This is a genomic window from Nisaea sediminum (genome assembly GCF_014904705.1).
GTDB classification, from domain to species: Bacteria; Pseudomonadota; Alphaproteobacteria; order Thalassobaculales; family Thalassobaculaceae; genus Nisaea; species Nisaea sediminum.
This window is the reverse complement of the sequence record NZ_JACZCQ010000012.1, coordinates 30,634-46,548: the sequence shown is the minus strand read 5'-3', so window position 1 is coordinate 46,548 and position 15,915 is coordinate 30,634. Positions and strand designations below refer to the sequence as shown.

Here is a 15,915-nt window from a genome sequence, read left to right as displayed (position 1 = left end):
CAACCGGGATATCGGCTTCATCGAGATCGGCCAGCGCGCGGCGGTGAAGGTCGATGCCTTCAACTACATGCGCTACGGCAGCATCGAGGGGCGGGTCGTCGCCCTCAGCGCCGATGCCGTGGTGCCGCAGGACGCGAACAACGCCGCCGGCGCCCCGGGCGCGGCGACCAGCGGGCCGCAGGCGGCGCCGCAGATGCTGTCCTACACGGCACGGATCGAACTGGAGCGGGAACATCTCCGCGTCGACGGACGGGACGTCCGCCTGGTGCCGGGCATGTCGGTGACGGCGGACCTGCTGACGGGGGAACGACGGGTGCTGGAATACGTGCTGCAGCCGGTGCTGCGCTATGCGAGCGAAGGGATGCGGGAGCGATGATCTATTATGGACAAAAAGGTATTAAACTTTGCGCCATAATAATAGCCATCTTGTATTGTGCTGGAATCACCAATGCTGCAAGCAAAAAAAATAATGAAAAATACGTACTCCTGAATTGCGGAAATGAATATTTTGTGGATAAAGAATTGTTTGTAAAAAACTTCAATATTGAAGGTCCGGTTTTTGTGAATACTATAATATCAACTAAGAAGCTGGAAAATTTGAATAGGTATAAAGCATTAAAGAATATACTGCACGGGGAAGACAAATTTTTCCGTCAATGGACGCATTTTGGAGAATTGCATGAGCAATGTGATGGTTCTTCGTGGTCAATCGTAGAAAATAAAAAGGATAAATTCAAGAAATTCAAAAAATATATAGTAAATAATGTGGACTTCTCAATATGTTGCAAAATATTTGAAGAGAAAGACAGCAATGGAAATGGGTCAGTTTATATTATTTATAATAACGATTTTATTGTTTTGAGATACAGAGATGACGTTTTGTACAGAATTATTTTTACGTTGAAGTTACATATTTCGACAAATTACACGATAGAAGCAGAAAAAGGTGTTTTTGAGAGGATCAAAAGCATCGAGGAACTAGCGCGCATATTTGATCTAACCCGAGACTTGATCGACTGTTTGATTCTGGAAAATGAGGCGTGTGATGTCTGATTTTTGGCAAAACGGAATCGATCTTTCCCCAGCGCAGGAGAATGCAATATCCGCCGCCTATAATCAATCGATTTGGCAAAGGCATCTCAAAGTTTTTGAATTAACCGGAAATCCTTGGCTTGAGTTTGCGGCAGCGATCAATAGTGGATTTCAAGATAGTGGCGCTGTTACTGCATCAGCGAAAATTGTTCAGAATTACATGGAGAATTATGTCTCGGCGAGACTAAGAGATCCCGGGGTTAAGGGGACACAGGAGGTTAGGTTAAGGGAACAGGTTAAGGGGACATGACTTAACTCGCCCGCTCAATTCGTGAAATGCGAGACAAGAGGGCCTCCGGTCATCCAACCCGTCACGTCCCCGGATCCCGCAGATCCGCCAGCCGTCCCCCTCCATGTCGCAATCAGTCATTCAGGCAGGCGTTTACCGGACAGTCCGGTCGAAAGACTTTCCCTAAATTGACGCCATCGGGCCCGTCACGTGCCGTCAACAAGGTCGTGCACCTGCCCGTCGGCGCCCGGAAGGGCAGTGCTGTTGCTTCTGGGAGTTCGGGGACCTGTCCATGGTGGAAATCTCGCTTTCGCGCCGTCTGCGGCGCACGCCCTTCAGCGACGGCGTCGAGGCCGCGGGTGTGAAGGGCTATACGGTCTACAATCACATGCTGCTGCCGACGGTCTTCCGCTCGGTGGAGGAGGATTACCGTCATCTGAAGGAGGCGGTTCAGGTCTGGGACGTTGCCTGCGAGCGCCAGGTCGAGATCCGCGGCCCCGATGCCGGCAGGCTCGTGCAGATGCTGACCCCGCGCAGCCTGACGCGGATGCTTCCCGGGCAATGCTATTACGTGCCCATCGTCGACGAGACCGGCGGCATGCTCAACGATCCGGTGGCGGTGAAGCTGGCCGAGGATCGCTGGTGGATCTCGATTGCCGACAGCGACCTGCTCTACTGGGTCAAGGGCATCGCCTTCGGCTACCGTCTGGATGTCCTGGTGGACGAGCCCGACGTCTCGCCGCTCGCCGTGCAGGGACCGAAGGCGGAGGACCTGATGTGCGCCGTCTTCGGCGAGCAGATCCGGTCTTTGCGGTTCTTCAGGTTCAGCCTCTTCGGCTTTGCCGGGCGGGACCTGGTGATCGCGCGCTCCGGCTATTCCAAACAGGGCGGGTTCGAGATCTATGTCGAGGGCGGCGATATCGGGATGCCGCTCTGGAACGCACTGATGGACGCCGGAAAGGATATGGATGTCCGGGCCGGCTGTCCGAACCTGATCGAGCGGATCGAGAGCGGGCTTCTCTCCTACGGCAATGACATGACCGACGACAATACGCCGCACGAATGCGGCCTCGGGCGCTTCTGCAACACGGAATCGGCGATTGGCTGTATCGGCCGCGACGCGCTTCTCCGGGTCGCGAAGGAAGGGCCGGTGAAGCAGATCCGCGCCATAGCCATCGACGGGCCGCCCGTTCCGCGCTGCGATCGTCACTGGCCGATCCTCGCCAAGGGTCAGAATGTCGGCCGGGTTTCCTCCGCGGTCTGGTCGCCGGATTTCAAGACCAATGTCGCGATCGGAATGGTGAAAATGACCCACTGGGATCCGGGAACGGCGGTGACGGTCGAAACGCCCGAAGGGCCGCGGGAGGCAATGGTCCAGGAAGGTTTCTGGAACTGAGGACGGGCCGGGTTCGGGCTGTGGCGAGAGACCCGGAACATCCTTCCGGCGCCTGACCGGAACGAGCCGTCGCAGCCCGTTTCCGGTGCCTTCGCCCTTTGCCGCCCGCGCGCCCTCCCGCTATCCTCATCCCCAGAACGGGATCAAATCCCGCAGACCGGGGAAGGCCATACATCGATGAAACAGCCCGCGCTCAATCCGTGGTTCGATATCGGCGACACCATACCGCCGATCGATCTGAAGCTTTCGGACGGCAAGCCGAAGCCGCCGAACCGGATGGCGGGCAGCATCGCCGTGGTGCATGTCTCGGACGATGCGGGCGCAGAAGAGGCCGCTGCCGCGCTCGAGAAGCTGCGCGGAGAGCTGGAGGCGGTGGGGGCCAGCCCCTATCTCGTGCGCCGCGCAGCGCCGGTGCGCAACCTTGCGCTGGAGAAGAAGCTCGGGCTCGGCTTTCCGGTGCTCGCGGACGAGCCGGGGGCGCTGGCGCATAACGTCAATCTGAAAGGCAACGGCACGCTGCTCGTCGGCCCGGACACGCGTCTGCTGGCGGTCCTGCCCGCCGCGCCGGGCGAGAGCGTGGAGGCGCATTTCGCCACCGTGATGAAAGCGGTCGGAGAGGCGACCCCGACGGCGTTCCGGCCGGGGCCGGCGATCCAGGCGCCGGTGGTGCCGATCCCGCGCGTGCTGAGCCCGGACTGGTGCCGCTGGCTGATCCATGTCCATGACACCGAAGGCAGCGAGCCGTCCGGCTTCATGCAGCAGGAAAAGGGCAAGGGCGTCCTGAAGACCGATCCCTCGGTCAAGGTGCGGCGCGATCATGTGATCGCCTCCGGCAGCGCGCTCGAGAAGCAGATCGAGCAGATCTTCGCCCGCCGGGTGATCCCGGAGATCCAGAAGGCGACGCATTGCCCGATCCAGCGTCACGAGGAATTCAAGATCGTGCGCTACAGCGGTGCCGACGGCGGGCATTTCCGTGCTCACCGGGACAACACGACGGCCGCGACGCAGACCCGGAAATTCGCGGTCACGCTCAACCTCAATACGGGCGCGGAGGCGGAGGGGGCAGGTGACTATACCGGCGGCTATCTCGTCTTCCCGGAATCCGGCGATTTCGGCTACCGCCCGGGCCCCGGCGATGCGGTTGCTTTCTCCTGCTCCCTGCTGCACGAGGCGCGTCCGGTCACCAGCGGCGAACGCTACGTCCTGCTCGCCTTCCTGCATTGAGGAGGCATGCCCGGTCAAATCGACGCAGGGTCTGGCAGTCTTGATATAAGTCAAGGATTGACTGTGAAGCGCCTGCTTTGCTCCCCGGCATTCCGGCCGGCCATGCGCCCCGGAGGGATCGCTGAAAGGGGGCGGAAATGGGAATCACAGAGCGTATCGACCGGGTGACGCAAATCGATCCGGCTTACCGGATGGCGCTGCCGCCAGCGCCGCGTTCGGTGAAGATCGAGCTGACGGCGCGGTGCAATCTTGCCTGTACCTTTTGCGCCCGTTCGATGTCGCTCCGCCGGCATGCCGACATGGACCGCGCTTTCTTCGACCGGCTGACCGTCGAGATGCGCCAGGCCGGGGTCGAGGAACTCGGCCTGTTCTATCTCGGGGAAAGTTTTCTTTTGCCCTGGCTCGCCGACGCGGTCCGGTTCGCGAAGGAGGAGGCGGGCTTTCCGTATGTGTTTCTCACGACCAACGGCACCGTCAGCACGCCGGAGCGGGTCGAGGCGGCGATCCGGGCCGGGTTGGACAGCCTGAAGTTCTCCATGAACTACGCCGATGCCGGCCAGTTCCAGAGCGTCGCCCAGGTTAAGCCCAAGCTCTACGCCGCGATCGAGCGCAATCTGCGGAGCGCCGCCGAGGTGCGCGACCGGGTCCATGCGGAAACGGGGCACCGCTGCGGGATCTATGCGAGCTACATCGAATATGACGGTGAGCAGGGCGACCGGATGCGGGAGACCGTGGCGCGCATCGCCGAGGTCGCGGACGAGGTCTATGCCTTGCCGCTCTACAACCAGGCCTCGCTTGTGACCGAGCGGGAAAAGGCCCGGGGATGGGCGCCGACGGCGGGCAATCGCGGCCGCGCCGGCGCGCTCCGCGATGCATTGCCCTGCTGGTCGATCTTCACCGAAGGGCACGTGACCTGGGACGGCCAGCTGAGCGCCTGCTGTTTCGACCATGACGGCCGTTTTCATATGGGAGACCTGACCACGACGCCGTTCCTCGAGGCCTGGCATTCCGACAGGTTTCGGGATCTGCGGGCGGCCCATCTGAGGAAATCGGTCGCCGGAACGCCCTGCGAGTCCTGCGTCGCCTATCAGTGAGACATCCTCTCCGCGTGCCTTCGATCAGCGACCGGGCTTGGGAATTCTTGCGCGCGGGGCGCCGTCTCCGAGCACGATCACGTCCATGGGCACGTCCCAGGGCATCGGGAAGATCGTCTTCAGCGTACATCCGGGCAGGCCGACGCCGATGATCCGCGGGCGCGGTTCCAGACGCGCGAGGGTCATGTCGTAATAGCCGCCGCCATTGCCGAGCCGGAAACAGGCCTCGTCGACCCCGACAAGCGGCGAGATCACCAGATCCGGCAGACAGGTCTCTCTGCTCGCCGGCACCGGAATGTTCCAGATCCCGCGCTCCATCTTCGCCCGGGGCTCCCAGCGCCGGAAGGAGAGCGGCTGGCCCTTCTGCTCGACGACCGGCAGCAGGATCCGCGCTCCCGCCTCATGGGCCACCCTCATCCACGGTCTGAGGTCCGGCTCGCCACGGATCGGCCAATAGACCGAGACGTTGCGGCCTTCGAGGGAACCGGTCACGGAGGTCAGGTCGCGGATGATCGCCTCTGTGGCGGCACCGCGCTGTTCCGGGGCGAAGGATCTGCGCAGGTCGTAGAGCCGCTGACGTTCGGCGCGGCGGAAGCGCTCGACATCGCGCCAAGTCTCCGGATCGACCGGCTGGCCGTTGATCAGGGTGTGCAGAAAGCAGGCCGCTTCACCCCCCGCCGTCTCGTCCGCCATTACCGCTCCCTTCTCCCGGGGATCAAATGTTGAGCAGGAAGATCCGCGTCACCGCGATGGTGGCGAATTCGAGATAGAGGATCATCGCGATCAGGATGCCGTAGCGCTGGATGTCGCTCATCAGCTTGGACTTCCGGTTCCGCGCGGCGGTGCTGAAAGTCCCCCATTTCGAGGTGACATAGGCGATCTTGCTGTTCTCGGCTGCCTGCCACCATTGCAGGCTGACGATCACGGCTGCGCTGGCGAGGCTGAAGACCCAGACCATGAAGAGCAGCAGACGGGCGAGGTCCTTGTCCTGCCAATGCGTCCACTCGCCGTAGCCGGTCACGAGCGTCGCGCCGACGGAGAAATAGAGCACGGAGCGCCATTGCTGAGTCTTCGCGAAACGCAAATTGTCCGAGGCGTCCCTGTAGATCGCGAGGAACTCGGCATGGGTCGTTTCCGCCAGCTCGCTCGGCATGTCCTCCGCCGGGTTGAGCGGATCGGGGCGCGGTTCCTCTTCGGTGTCGATCGGGTTGAGCGTCTTGGCCATGGAACGGCTCCTTCACGCATGCGGCCTTTGCCGGCCGCCGGGCTCTCCCATCCCCGAAGAGTGTGCCCGATATCGCGCGAAATTGGAATTTCCTAATTGTTGCCGGGGCTTGGTCCGGCCCTGCCGGTTCAGAGCGGAAGGAAGGCGAGCCCGCCCGCAAAGCTCGCGGCGCCCGCTGCGGCGGCAAGCAGCAGGTTTCGCCGGGCGAGGAAATAGACCGCGAAGCCGATTGCGACGGCGCCGAGGCGGAGGACGAGCGGCGTTTCCGCGAGGTCGCCCGTCGGCAGCACCGCCATGCGGCTGATCAGCCCCGCGACGGTGGCGTAAGAGACGCAGGCGATCCAGCGGAAGAGCGCGCCTTCGGTGTCGATCTTGGAGGCGAGCAGGGCGCCGAGCGCGCGCCAGAGGAAGGTGACCGACGCCGCCAGCAGGACGAGGGCGAGGGGCGTGATGGCGGTGCCGCTCATCGCCGCCTCCCCAGGAGGGCATAGGCAAACGTGCCGCCAATCACGCCGGTCAGCAGCACGCCGTAATTCGGCTCCAGCGCGTGCAGCGGAGGGCCGAGCACAGCGCCGGTCGCGACCGCGAGGATCACCAGCCGGTCCCGGTTCTGCGCGAATAGCAGCGAGAGAAAGACCACGTTCAGGAAGACCAGGGTCAGCCGCGCGATCTCCGGCATGTCGGCGGAGAGCCAGTAGCCGGCGAGTGTGCCGATACAGCCAAAAGTGATGCAGAGCGTGGCGACCGGCCAGTAATAGGCCATCGCGGAGGCGACCGGCATGCGCTGGGAGGCGGCCATGCCCATGGGCCAGGTCGAGGCGGACATCAGATGCGCGATCAGCAGCTGGCGCGGCAGATCCGGCGTCGCGCTGCGGAACGTGCCGACCAGGATGGTCGCCATCGGAAAGAAGCGGACGCTCGCCATCGATACGGCGAGCAGGATTACGAAGAGGTCGGCGCCGGAAGCGCTGAGGTCCGCCATCGCCACCTGGCCCGGCATGGCCCAGACCAGCAGGGTCGAAAGGAAGGCCTCGAAGGCCGAAAAGCCGGTCGCGTGGGCCATGGAACCGAAGCCGAGCATGGTGGAGAAGACGACGATCGACGGCACGGCGAGCCCGTGACGAACACCTTCGTTGAATGCCGCGCGGCGGTCCGGCCCTGGGCCGGACGCCTCTGTCCCCACCTTCATGTCTTCCTGGGTCCCTAAATGATCGGAACCCGAAACCTGCCAGATCGTGCCCGGCCGTGGCTACGAAAAGCCGACGCCGCAAAGCGCGGGGAGTGGGACTGTGCGACCTGAGAGACGGAAAGTCCCGAGAATCCATAAGCCTATCGGGGAGCGCCGCAGAGCTTTCGCATGTTTGGCGCTGAAGCGCGAAACCGATTGGCGGCCCGGGTTCCGGCAAGCGAAATTTGGCATATTGCGTCTGGATTCAATGCGGAAAAGCGGACACACTCCCCGGCTTGAAAAGGGTGCAACAAGAAAAACACTTCAAAAGCACCGGCATCTGACGAGCGAGCCAGGGAGGCCGTATAAATGCATCAGGACCGACTGATCGAAGTGAACGATCTTCGGGTACATTTTCCGCTGGACGATCAGACCGTTAAGGCGGTCGACGGGGTTTCCTGGCACATCGATCGGGGCGAGACTCTGGCCGTGGTCGGGGAGTCCGGGTCCGGCAAGTCCGTGACCGCGATGACGCTCATGCGGCTGACTGACTATGCGGGCGGTCAGATCGTTTCCGGAGACATCAACTTCCGGCGCAAGAACGGCGAAGTCATCGATATCGCGACCTCCGCGCAGGGTGTGATGCGGGATATCCGCGGCAACGACATTTCGATGATTTTCCAGGAGCCGATGACCTCGCTGAACCCGGTGTTCACGATCGGCTTCCAGATCGCCGAGACGATCATGTTGCACCAGGGCAAGAGCGAGCAGGAAGCGCTCGACATGGCGCTCGAGATGCTGAAGCTGGTGCGCATTCCGGAGCCGGAAAAACAACTCACCCAGTATCCGCACCAGCTCTCCGGCGGCATGCGCCAGCGCGTCATGATCGCCATGGCGCTCGCCTGTCGGCCGAGCCTGCTGATCGCGGACGAGCCGACCACCGCGCTCGACGTGACGATCCAGGCGCAGATCCTCGATCTGATCAAGATGCTGCAGCAGGAAATCGGCATGTCGGTCATGTTCATCACTCACGACATGGGTGTCGTGGCCGAGGTGGCGGACCGGGTCGTCGTTATGCTGAAGGGCGAGAAGGTCGAGGAAGGCCCGGCCGAGCAGATCTTCCACGAGCCCCAGCATCCCTACACCAAGGCCCTGCTCGCGGCGGTGCCGAAGCTCGGGTCCATGAAAGGCAAGACCTTCCCCGCCAAGTTCGCGAATGTGGACGTGAATCGGGCCGAGGGCGACGTCGTGAAGGAAGGCGCCAGTGCCGAGGCGACGCTCGAGGAGATGCAGGACACGGTGCGGCACGAGGCGGCACCTCTGCTCAAAGTCGAGGGGCTGACCACGCGGTTCGATATCCGCAAGGGCATGTTCGGTGCGGCGACCGCACGGGTGCATGCGGTCGAGGGCGTCTCCTTCGAGTTGCAGCCGGGCGAAACCCTGGCGCTTGTCGGCGAGTCCGGCTGCGGCAAGTCGACCACCGGCCGTTCGATCATCAAGCTGGTGGAGCCGAACCGCGGCAGCATCCAGTTCGAGGGCACCGAGCTCATGGGGCTCGACCCGAAGAAGATGCGTCCGCTCCGCCGCGACATGCAGATGATCTTCCAGGATCCGTTCGCGTCCCTGAACCCGCGCATGACGGCCGGCGCGACGATTGCCGAACCGATGGTCGTGCACGGTCTCGCCAAGGGCAAGGAAGCGGACGAGCGGGTGGTTTCCCTGCTTCGCCGCGTCGGCCTCGATTCCGAGCATGCCGAGCGCTATCCGCATGAATTCTCCGGCGGCCAGCGTCAGCGCCTCTGCATTGCCCGCGCGCTTGGCCTCGGACCCAAACTGATCATCGCCGATGAGGCGGTGTCGGCCCTGGACGTGTCGATCCAGGCGCAGGTGGTGAACCTGATGATGGATCTGCAGGAGGAATTCGGCCTCGCCTACCTCTTCATCAGCCACGACATGGCGGTCGTGGAGCGGGTCAGCCATCGGGTCGCGGTGATGTATCTCGGTGAGATCGTCGAGATCGGGCCTCGGGCGGCGGTGTTCGAGAACGCCCAGCACCCCTACACCAAGAAGCTGATGTCGGCCGTGCCGGTCGCCGATCCGTCCCGGCGCAAGCGGGAGCTCAACCTGATGACGGACGAGATCCCGAGCCCGCTGAAGCCGATGGGCTACGAGCCGCCGAAGCGGGAATATCGCCAGGTCGGCGAGGGACACTTCGTTCTGGAGAACTGAGCGACCTTTCGCTCGGTTGCATCACTGTTTGGAGAACGGCGCCTCAAGGCGCCGTTTTTCTTTCCCGTGACAAGGTTCCTCACCGCAGGTGACCCTCCGTTGCGACAAAAAAAACCCCGCCATCCGGCGGGGTTTCTCGTTTGATGTTTGCCGCTTACCGGGTCCGCAGTTTCGGATCCAGCATGTCGCGGACCGCGTCGCCGAAGAGGTTGAAGCCGAACACCGCGATGGTGATCGCAAGCCCCGGCCAGACCGGGACCCACGGCGCGCTCTCGGCATATTCCTCAGCTCCGCCCTGCAGCATCAGGCCCCAGGCCGGCGTCGGCTCCTGCACCCCGAGACCGAGATAGGAGAGGGAGGCCTCGAGCAGGATCGCTTCGCCGAGGAAGGCCGTCAGCATGATCAGGAACGGCGCCACCACGTTCGGCGCGATATGCTTCATGATGATCCGGAAATGGCCGTAGCCGATCGACCTTGCGGCATCGATATAGGGCATTTCGCGGACAGCCAGCGCGCTGGAACGCACGACGCGGGCGCAACGTGGAATGAACGGGATGGTGATGGCGATGATCACCTTGTCCGTCCCGGTCCCGAAGATAGAGACGATCGCCAGCGCCATGATGATGAGCGGAAACGCCATGAACACGTCGATGACCCGCTGCATGATCAGGTCGAGCCAGCCACCGAAATAGGCGCTGGCCACACCGAGTATCAGTCCGCCGAACGCGCCGATGATGGCGCAGGCGAAACCGACGAAGAGTGCGGTCCTGGCGCCGTAGACGATGCGCGAGAACAGGTCGCGTCCGAACTGGTCCGTGCCGAGCAGGAAGTCGAGGCTCGGCGGAACCAGCATGTACTCAAAGCTGTTCGCTTCCGGATCGTAAGGCGCGATCACGTTGGCGAAGAGCGCCATCGTCAGCATGACGATGATGACGACCGCGCCGCCGGCGCCGAGCGGCTGGCGCCGGACAAGGCGGCTGAGATGGTCCCAGATCGTCTTCCGGCGGAATCCGGTATTGGTCTCTGGGCTCACGTCCATAGTGGTCATGTCTCAGATCTCCCTTAGCTGTACCGGATTCGCGGGTCGAGCCACGCATAGAGCACGTCGACGACGAAGTTCATGACGACGAAGATCACAACCACCAGCATCACCAGTGCCTGGGTCAGTGTGAAATCGGACTGCGTGACGGACTCGACGAAGAGCTTGCCGATGCCGTTCAGGTTGAAGACCTGCTCCGTCACCACGAGCCCCCCCATGAGGAAGGCGAACTCGATGCCGATGATCGTGACCACCGGGAGCATGGCGTTCTTCAGCGCATGCTTGTTGACGATGACCTTTTCGATCAGGCCTTTCGCCCGGGCTGTGCGGACGTAGTCCTCGCCCAGGACCTCGAGCATCGCCGACCGGGTCATGCGGGTTGCGACCGCCGAGTAGCGATATCCGGTCGCCAGCGCCGGCCAGATCAACTGTGAAAGATTGTGCGCGGGATCTTCCCAGATCGGCACGTAGTGAATTGGCGGCATCCATGGACGGCCGAGGAATTCCTGCGTGCCGATCAGAAGTCCGAGAATGATCAGGATACCGAGCCAGAAAGACGGCATCGCGATGCCGGCAATGCTGAAGCCACGGACGAAATAGTCGGTCATTGTGTTCTGCTTGGCGGCCGAGATCACACCCAGCGGAATAGCGATGACGATCGAGGTCAGGGTCGCCATGATCGCGATTTGCAGCGATAGCTGAAAACGGATTCCGATCTCGTGTTCGACGGCCCGTCCTGTCCACATGGAGGTGCCCAGGTCGAATGTCAGGAAGCCTGCCATATAGTCCACGAACTGGATGTAGATTGGTTCCGATAGGCCGAGCTGCTCTTGGCATTGCTTGATCTGCTCTGGATCCGCGTAGGACCCTTCGCCACCAAACTTGATCAGGCAGATGTCGCCAGGAACAAGTCGGAGAAGAAGGAATACGAGAATAGCCGCGCCGAGGAGGGTGGGCAGCAGCATGAGCATGCGTTTGACGATGTATCCGTACATGCCGTCCGTCGTTTCCGAATTTAGCTGATAAAGGATGGCCGCCCCGCACCGGCGGGACGGCCAAGTTCAGTCGTCTGGGATCAGCCGCCGAGCTGACGCTTCTTCTCGGCCTGATCGATCCAGATATTGTCCAGAGCCTGGTTCAGATAGTGGCTCGGCGCGATCTTCCAGCCCTTCACGTAGGAACGGTGCGGGTTGATCTTGTACCACCAGAGGGTGATGAACTGGGAAGCCAGCTCGTCCAGAACCCGCTTCTCGTACTTGCGGATGAGTTCGCGCTGCTTGCCTTCGTCGCCTTCGGCCAGCAGTTCGTCATACCACTTCACCAGCTGCTCGTCCTGGAAGTAGGCATAGTTGGCACCCGCTCCCGGAAGGAACTTCGAGATGTCGGCGATCGGGTTGATGATCGACTGACAGTTGAAGTCGAGCGAGATCGTGAAGTCCTTCTTGGACCGCAGCGTCGCGTAGAACGGAGTGGAGGGCTGGACCCACTGGTCCGCCTCGACGCCGATCTTTTTCCACTGATCGATCAGCCAGGTGCCGACAACCTTGTACGGCTGGTCGACGCCGCGGTTGTGCAGGGTGATCTTCAGGTTCTCGTGACCGGCTTCCTTGAGCAGACGCTTCGCTTCCGCCCGGTTCGCCTCGATGTCGTTGCCGTAACCGGCGAGCTGGGACAGTTCGGCCTCGGTCGCCGCCAGCGGGTGACCCGGGAACACGATACCGCCGACCGTTTTCACGATCGCGATCTTCGAGAGGTACTGCGAACCGCCCTTGCGGTCGATGGCGAGGGACAGGGCACGCCGGACGCGCGCGTCGTCCATCGGCTTGACCTCGTGGTTCGGCGTTACGATGAGGACGCAGTTCCAGTCGCTTTCCTGCACGGTGATCTGATCACCGAGGGCAGAGACAAGGTCGTCACGCGCCTTCGGCGGGAAGCCGCGGAACTCGATATCGGCCTGACCGCCGCGGATCGCCTGCAGGCGAACCGACATTTTCGGAGCCGCGATCGCGGTGAAGCCGTCGAGATACGGCTGGCCCTTGTGATGGTAGCCCTCGTACTTGACGCCCTTCACGTGGCTGCCCGGAACGTATTCGGCGAACTTGAAGGCGCCGGAGCCGTTCACGTTCTTCTGGTGCCAGGTGTAGCCGTGCTCGTCGAGGTCCTTCTTCGCGTAGATGAAGTTGAACGGCATGGCGACGGACGGCAGGAACGTGCCGCTCGGGTTCTTCAGCTTGAACTCGACCGTATAGTCGTCCGGCGTGGTCACCGATTCAACCATCCGGAAATAGGCGATGCGGTTCGACGCGATGCCTTCCGGCGGGAAGATGATCTTGTCGAAGGTCGCCTTGACGTCATGCGCGGTCAGCGGCGTGCCGTCATGGAACTTGATGTCCTTGCGGATCTTGAAGGTGTATTTCGTGCCACCCTCGGTCGGCTTCGGAACGGTACCCTCGCAGACGTCGCAGACAAAGTCGGTCGGCGAGGACGGATTGTCCGGATTGACCCGGATCAGGACGCTGTAGAACGGCCGGATCGGGTGGATCATGCCGAAGGTGGACTCGATATGCGCGTCGAAGGACGGGATATTCGAGCCGACCACCATGCGCAGTTCGTCACCGTATTGCGGTGTTTCGGCCTTCGCGGCGGCGGGGCCGAAGAGGGCCGCGACACCGATGGCCAGCGCTGTGGTGGCGGTAGACCGCCAAAACTTCTTCATGGACGTAACTCCTTCCCTACATACGGAATTTTTTTGTTTGAGAGGCGCGGTTGGTCACGCGCAGCAACGCTTCTTCGCATAGCGAAGAAGAGACTCTTGCCATTTGGGAGCGTTGCCTGACGTTCCTCCGTTCGCCTACCCTTTCGTCGGTCTGCTAACCGTTGTTTCCCGGTCTTCCAGCCGTACGAACTGTATACCATTGTCCCGGCTTTCGATTTCCGGTCAAGGAATCTGTGCAATACGGCAGAGGCTTTTCCGGAGTACGGGAACGCAACAATAATTCTGGGAGGATGAACGGCTCATGGTTAAAGCGCTATTCTTCGATGTCTTCGGGACCGTGGTCGACTGGCGCAACAGCATCGCTTGCGAAGTTGACCGGCTGTCCGATGAGAAGGGGCTCGGTATCGACGGTCAGGCCTTCGCGCTGGCTTGGCGCCGGCGCTACCAGCCGGCGATGAAGGCGATCCGGTCCGGAAACCGGGGATTCGTCGCGCTGGACACGCTGCATCGGGAAAATCTGCTGGAGGTGCTGGACGAGTTCGGTGTCGACAGCCTGAGCGACGCCGAGATAGACGACCTGAATCGGGCCTGGCATCGGCTTTCGCCATGGCCGGACAGCGTGCCGGGACTGACGCGGCTGAAGAAGAAGTTCATCATCGCCACCATGTCCAACGGCAACGTCGCCCTCATGGTCAATATGGCGAAGAACGGCGGACTGCCGTGGGACATGATCCTCGGCGCCGAAATTTCGCAGAGCTACAAGCCGCAGCCGGAGACCTATCTGACCGGCTGCCGCCTGCTGCATCTGGCGCCCGAGGAATGCATGATGGTCGCCGCGCACAACAGCGATCTGGTCGCCGCCCGGGATCTCGGACTCAAGACGGCCTTCATCGCCCGGCCGACCGAATACGGACCTGAGCAGACGGTCGATTTCAAGGCCGAGCACGATTTCGACGTCATCGCGGAGTCCATGGAAGGCGTCGCCGACAAGCTTGGCTGCTGAACGCGGGAGAGGGAGCATGAAAAATGGCCGCAAAGAGCCCGATCGAGACTTTCGCCGGTTTTGTCGCCGGCCTTGATAAGACGCAACTGCCGGATAGCACGCGTCATCATGCCCGGCGCTGCGTGCTGGACTGGTTCGCCGCTGCGGTGCCGGGAGGGGTTCTGCCACCAGCAACTCTTCTCGAGAACGCGATCGCCGAGGATCTCGACCGGGGAATGTGCAGGATTGTTCCGTCGGGCCGTCATGCGACGGCGCGGGCGGCGGCACTGATTAACGGGGCCGCGTCGCACACCGTCGAGTTCGACGATATCTACCGGGACGGGCTGTTCCATCCGGGCGTGGTGGTAATCCCGGCGGCGCTCGCGCTTGCCGAGGACAAGGGCGTTTCCGGCGATATATTCCTGCGCGCGGTCATTGCGGGCTACGAGACCGCCAACCGGATCGCCGCCGCGGTCAATCCGGCGCATTACGATTTCTGGCACACGACCGCGACGGTCGGCTTCTTCGGCGCAGCTGCCGCGTCTTCCGTGGTGCTCGGTCTGACTGCGGCGCAGACGGCGCATGCACTGGCCAGCGCCGGCACCATGGCGGCGGGACTGCAGCAGGCGTTCCGTGCCGAGGCGATGAGCAAGCCGCTGCATGCCGGCCGCGCGGCCGAAGGCGGCGTGCTTTCGGCGCGCATGGCGGAAGCGGGGATCACCGGCGCACTGGACATTCTCGACGGTGCGGCCGGGTTCGGCGCCGCGATGAGCCGGAACGTCGATTGGACGGCGGCGGTTGCCGGTCTCGGGACGGACTGGACCATTGAGCGGACGACGCAGAAGAACCATGCCGCCTGCGGTCATGTTCACGCCGCTGTGGACGCCGCCCGTGAAATCGTCACGGCGAACGGCCTCAAGGCCGGCGAGATCGCCCGCATCGAGGTCGGATCCTATGCGAAGTCGCTCGAAATCTGCGGCAATGCCGATCCGAAGACGGCGTTCGAGGCGAAGTTCTCGCTGCCCTATTGCGTCGGCGCGGCGATCGCGACCGGTGCCGTGCGCATCGCCGCCTTCACGCCCGAGGCGCTTGCCGACCGGGACATTCGAGCGGTCGCGGCGAAGGTCGACCATTCGGTCGATCCGGATTGCGAGGCGGCGTTCCCGAAGAAGCGGTCCGCGCGAGTCACGATCGAGACGGTAGACGGACGTCACTTCAGCCACTACGCGCCGACCCGCAAGGGCGATCCCGACGCTCCGCTCAGCGATGCGGAGCTCGATGCCAAGTTCACCGAACTGGCGGCGGACGTCCTTGGCGCCGAGAGCGACGCTCTGCGAGAAGCGATCTGGGGTATCGACAAGCTGCCGACACTGGCGGATCTGCCGGTCAGGGTTCCGGCGCTCAAAGCCGGATAGCACCGGCGCGGGCCGCAATCTTTCCCAAGTCATCGCCACATGTTGACGGAAAGCGCTGTTGAGCGAATGGCGTCCGGATGGGACAGTCGCCCGCCAATAAGAAACA

Annotated in this window: 15 protein-coding genes and 1 pseudogene; 9 read left to right on the top strand and 7 right to left on the bottom strand. The window is 62.4% G+C overall.

The window, feature by feature from the left end:
* The 6 genes and pseudogenes from IG122_RS21075 to IG122_RS21050 form a co-directional block, all read left to right on the top strand.
* Positions 1-376: pseudogene (locus IG122_RS21075) on the top strand (HlyD family secretion protein); the annotation flags it as partial.
* The gene (locus IG122_RS21070) at positions 373-1,053 is read left to right on the top strand and encodes a hypothetical protein (RefSeq protein WP_193188360.1); all 681 of its coding nucleotides are present in this window, start codon (positions 373-375) and stop codon (positions 1,051-1,053) included. The pseudogene IG122_RS21075 and the gene IG122_RS21070, both read left to right, overlap by 4 nt.
* Positions 1,046-1,342: a hypothetical protein gene (locus IG122_RS21065; RefSeq protein ID WP_193188358.1), complete on the top strand. Its 297-nt coding sequence runs from the start codon at positions 1,046-1,048 to the stop codon at positions 1,340-1,342. Before IG122_RS21070 ends, IG122_RS21065 begins: the two co-directional genes overlap by 8 nt.
* A gap of 271 nt (positions 1,343-1,613) precedes the next feature.
* Positions 1,614-2,717 (top strand): dimethylsulfoniopropionate demethylase, encoded by a 1,104-nt coding sequence (locus IG122_RS21060; protein ID WP_193188355.1) that lies wholly within the window; start codon positions 1,614-1,616, stop codon positions 2,715-2,717.
* Between the two features lie 177 nt (positions 2,718-2,894).
* Complete coding sequence (locus tag IG122_RS21055) at positions 2,895-3,941, top strand: 2OG-Fe(II) oxygenase (RefSeq protein WP_193188353.1); 1,047 nt, start codon at positions 2,895-2,897, stop codon at positions 3,939-3,941.
* 137 nt (positions 3,942-4,078) lie between these two features.
* Complete coding sequence (locus tag IG122_RS21050; protein ID WP_193188351.1) at positions 4,079-5,035, top strand: radical SAM/SPASM domain-containing protein; 957 nt, start codon at positions 4,079-4,081, stop codon at positions 5,033-5,035.
* A 24-nt stretch (positions 5,036-5,059) separates the two neighbouring features.
* Here the strand turns inward: IG122_RS21050 and IG122_RS21045 are convergent, their stop codons facing one another.
* The 4 genes from IG122_RS21045 to IG122_RS21030 form a co-directional block, all read right to left on the bottom strand.
* The gene (locus IG122_RS21045; RefSeq protein ID WP_193188348.1) at positions 5,060-5,728 is read right to left on the bottom strand and encodes a 5-formyltetrahydrofolate cyclo-ligase; all 669 of its coding nucleotides are present in this window, start codon (positions 5,726-5,728) and stop codon (positions 5,060-5,062) included.
* A gap of 22 nt (positions 5,729-5,750) precedes the next feature.
* Positions 5,751-6,260: a hypothetical protein gene (locus IG122_RS21040; protein WP_193188346.1), complete on the bottom strand. Its 510-nt coding sequence runs from the start codon at positions 6,258-6,260 to the stop codon at positions 5,751-5,753.
* A gap of 128 nt (positions 6,261-6,388) precedes the next feature.
* The gene (locus tag IG122_RS21035) at positions 6,389-6,727 is read right to left on the bottom strand and encodes an AzlD domain-containing protein (protein ID WP_193188344.1); all 339 of its coding nucleotides are present in this window, start codon (positions 6,725-6,727) and stop codon (positions 6,389-6,391) included.
* A complete protein-coding gene (locus tag IG122_RS21030; RefSeq protein ID WP_193188342.1) occupies positions 6,724-7,449 on the bottom strand; it encodes an AzlC family ABC transporter permease in 726 nt (241 codons plus the stop codon). Before IG122_RS21030 ends, IG122_RS21035 begins: the two co-directional genes overlap by 4 nt.
* A gap of 348 nt (positions 7,450-7,797) precedes the next feature.
* Between IG122_RS21030 and IG122_RS21025 the strand changes: the two genes are divergently transcribed.
* The gene (locus IG122_RS21025; protein ID WP_193188340.1) at positions 7,798-9,657 is read left to right on the top strand and encodes an ABC transporter ATP-binding protein; all 1,860 of its coding nucleotides are present in this window, start codon (positions 7,798-7,800) and stop codon (positions 9,655-9,657) included.
* A 154-nt stretch (positions 9,658-9,811) separates the two neighbouring features.
* Here the strand turns inward: IG122_RS21025 and IG122_RS21020 are convergent, their stop codons facing one another.
* The 3 genes from IG122_RS21020 to IG122_RS21010 form a co-directional block, all read right to left on the bottom strand.
* Positions 9,812-10,705, bottom strand: coding sequence for an ABC transporter permease (locus IG122_RS21020; protein ID WP_193188338.1), 894 nt, complete (start codon positions 10,703-10,705; stop codon positions 9,812-9,814).
* A 14-nt stretch (positions 10,706-10,719) separates the two neighbouring features.
* Positions 10,720-11,691, bottom strand: a complete 972-nt coding sequence (locus IG122_RS21015) for an ABC transporter permease (protein ID WP_193188336.1) — start codon at positions 11,689-11,691, stop codon at positions 10,720-10,722.
* 80 nt (positions 11,692-11,771) lie between these two features.
* The gene (locus IG122_RS21010; RefSeq protein ID WP_193188334.1) at positions 11,772-13,412 is read right to left on the bottom strand and encodes an ABC transporter substrate-binding protein; all 1,641 of its coding nucleotides are present in this window, start codon (positions 13,410-13,412) and stop codon (positions 11,772-11,774) included.
* A 301-nt stretch (positions 13,413-13,713) separates the two neighbouring features.
* Here IG122_RS21010 and IG122_RS21005 point away from each other — a divergent pair, with 301 nt between their 5' ends.
* Both IG122_RS21005 and IG122_RS21000 read left to right on the top strand, forming a co-directional pair.
* Positions 13,714-14,415 (top strand): haloacid dehalogenase type II, encoded by a 702-nt coding sequence (locus IG122_RS21005; protein ID WP_193188331.1) that lies wholly within the window; start codon positions 13,714-13,716, stop codon positions 14,413-14,415.
* A gap of 23 nt (positions 14,416-14,438) precedes the next feature.
* Positions 14,439-15,809, top strand: a complete 1,371-nt coding sequence (locus IG122_RS21000) for an MmgE/PrpD family protein (protein ID WP_193188329.1) — start codon at positions 14,439-14,441, stop codon at positions 15,807-15,809.
* Positions 15,810-15,915: the final 106 nt, after the last annotated feature.

Coding starts and splice junctions, on each gene's coding strand:
- IG122_RS21070 (WP_193188360.1), top strand. CDS start 373: ATGATCTATTATGGACAAAAAGGTATTAAACTTTGCGCCATAATAATA.
- IG122_RS21065 (WP_193188358.1), top strand. CDS start 1,046: ATGTCTGATTTTTGGCAAAACGGAATCGATCTTTCCCCAGCGCAGGAG.
- IG122_RS21060 (WP_193188355.1), top strand. CDS start 1,614: ATGGTGGAAATCTCGCTTTCGCGCCGTCTGCGGCGCACGCCCTTCAGC.
- IG122_RS21055 (WP_193188353.1), top strand. CDS start 2,895: ATGAAACAGCCCGCGCTCAATCCGTGGTTCGATATCGGCGACACCATA.
- IG122_RS21050 (WP_193188351.1), top strand. CDS start 4,079: ATGGGAATCACAGAGCGTATCGACCGGGTGACGCAAATCGATCCGGCT.
- IG122_RS21045 (WP_193188348.1), bottom strand. CDS start 5,728: ATGGCGGACGAGACGGCGGGGGGTGAAGCGGCCTGCTTTCTGCACACC.
- IG122_RS21040 (WP_193188346.1), bottom strand. CDS start 6,260: ATGGCCAAGACGCTCAACCCGATCGACACCGAAGAGGAACCGCGCCCC.
- IG122_RS21035 (WP_193188344.1), bottom strand. CDS start 6,727: ATGAGCGGCACCGCCATCACGCCCCTCGCCCTCGTCCTGCTGGCGGCG.
- IG122_RS21030 (WP_193188342.1), bottom strand. CDS start 7,449: ATGAAGGTGGGGACAGAGGCGTCCGGCCCAGGGCCGGACCGCCGCGCG.
- IG122_RS21025 (WP_193188340.1), top strand. CDS start 7,798: ATGCATCAGGACCGACTGATCGAAGTGAACGATCTTCGGGTACATTTT.
- IG122_RS21020 (WP_193188338.1), bottom strand. CDS start 10,705: ATGACCACTATGGACGTGAGCCCAGAGACCAATACCGGATTCCGCCGG.
- IG122_RS21015 (WP_193188336.1), bottom strand. CDS start 11,691: ATGTACGGATACATCGTCAAACGCATGCTCATGCTGCTGCCCACCCTC.
- IG122_RS21010 (WP_193188334.1), bottom strand. CDS start 13,412: ATGAAGAAGTTTTGGCGGTCTACCGCCACCACAGCGCTGGCCATCGGT.
- IG122_RS21005 (WP_193188331.1), top strand. CDS start 13,714: ATGGTTAAAGCGCTATTCTTCGATGTCTTCGGGACCGTGGTCGACTGG.
- IG122_RS21000 (WP_193188329.1), top strand. CDS start 14,439: ATGGCCGCAAAGAGCCCGATCGAGACTTTCGCCGGTTTTGTCGCCGGC.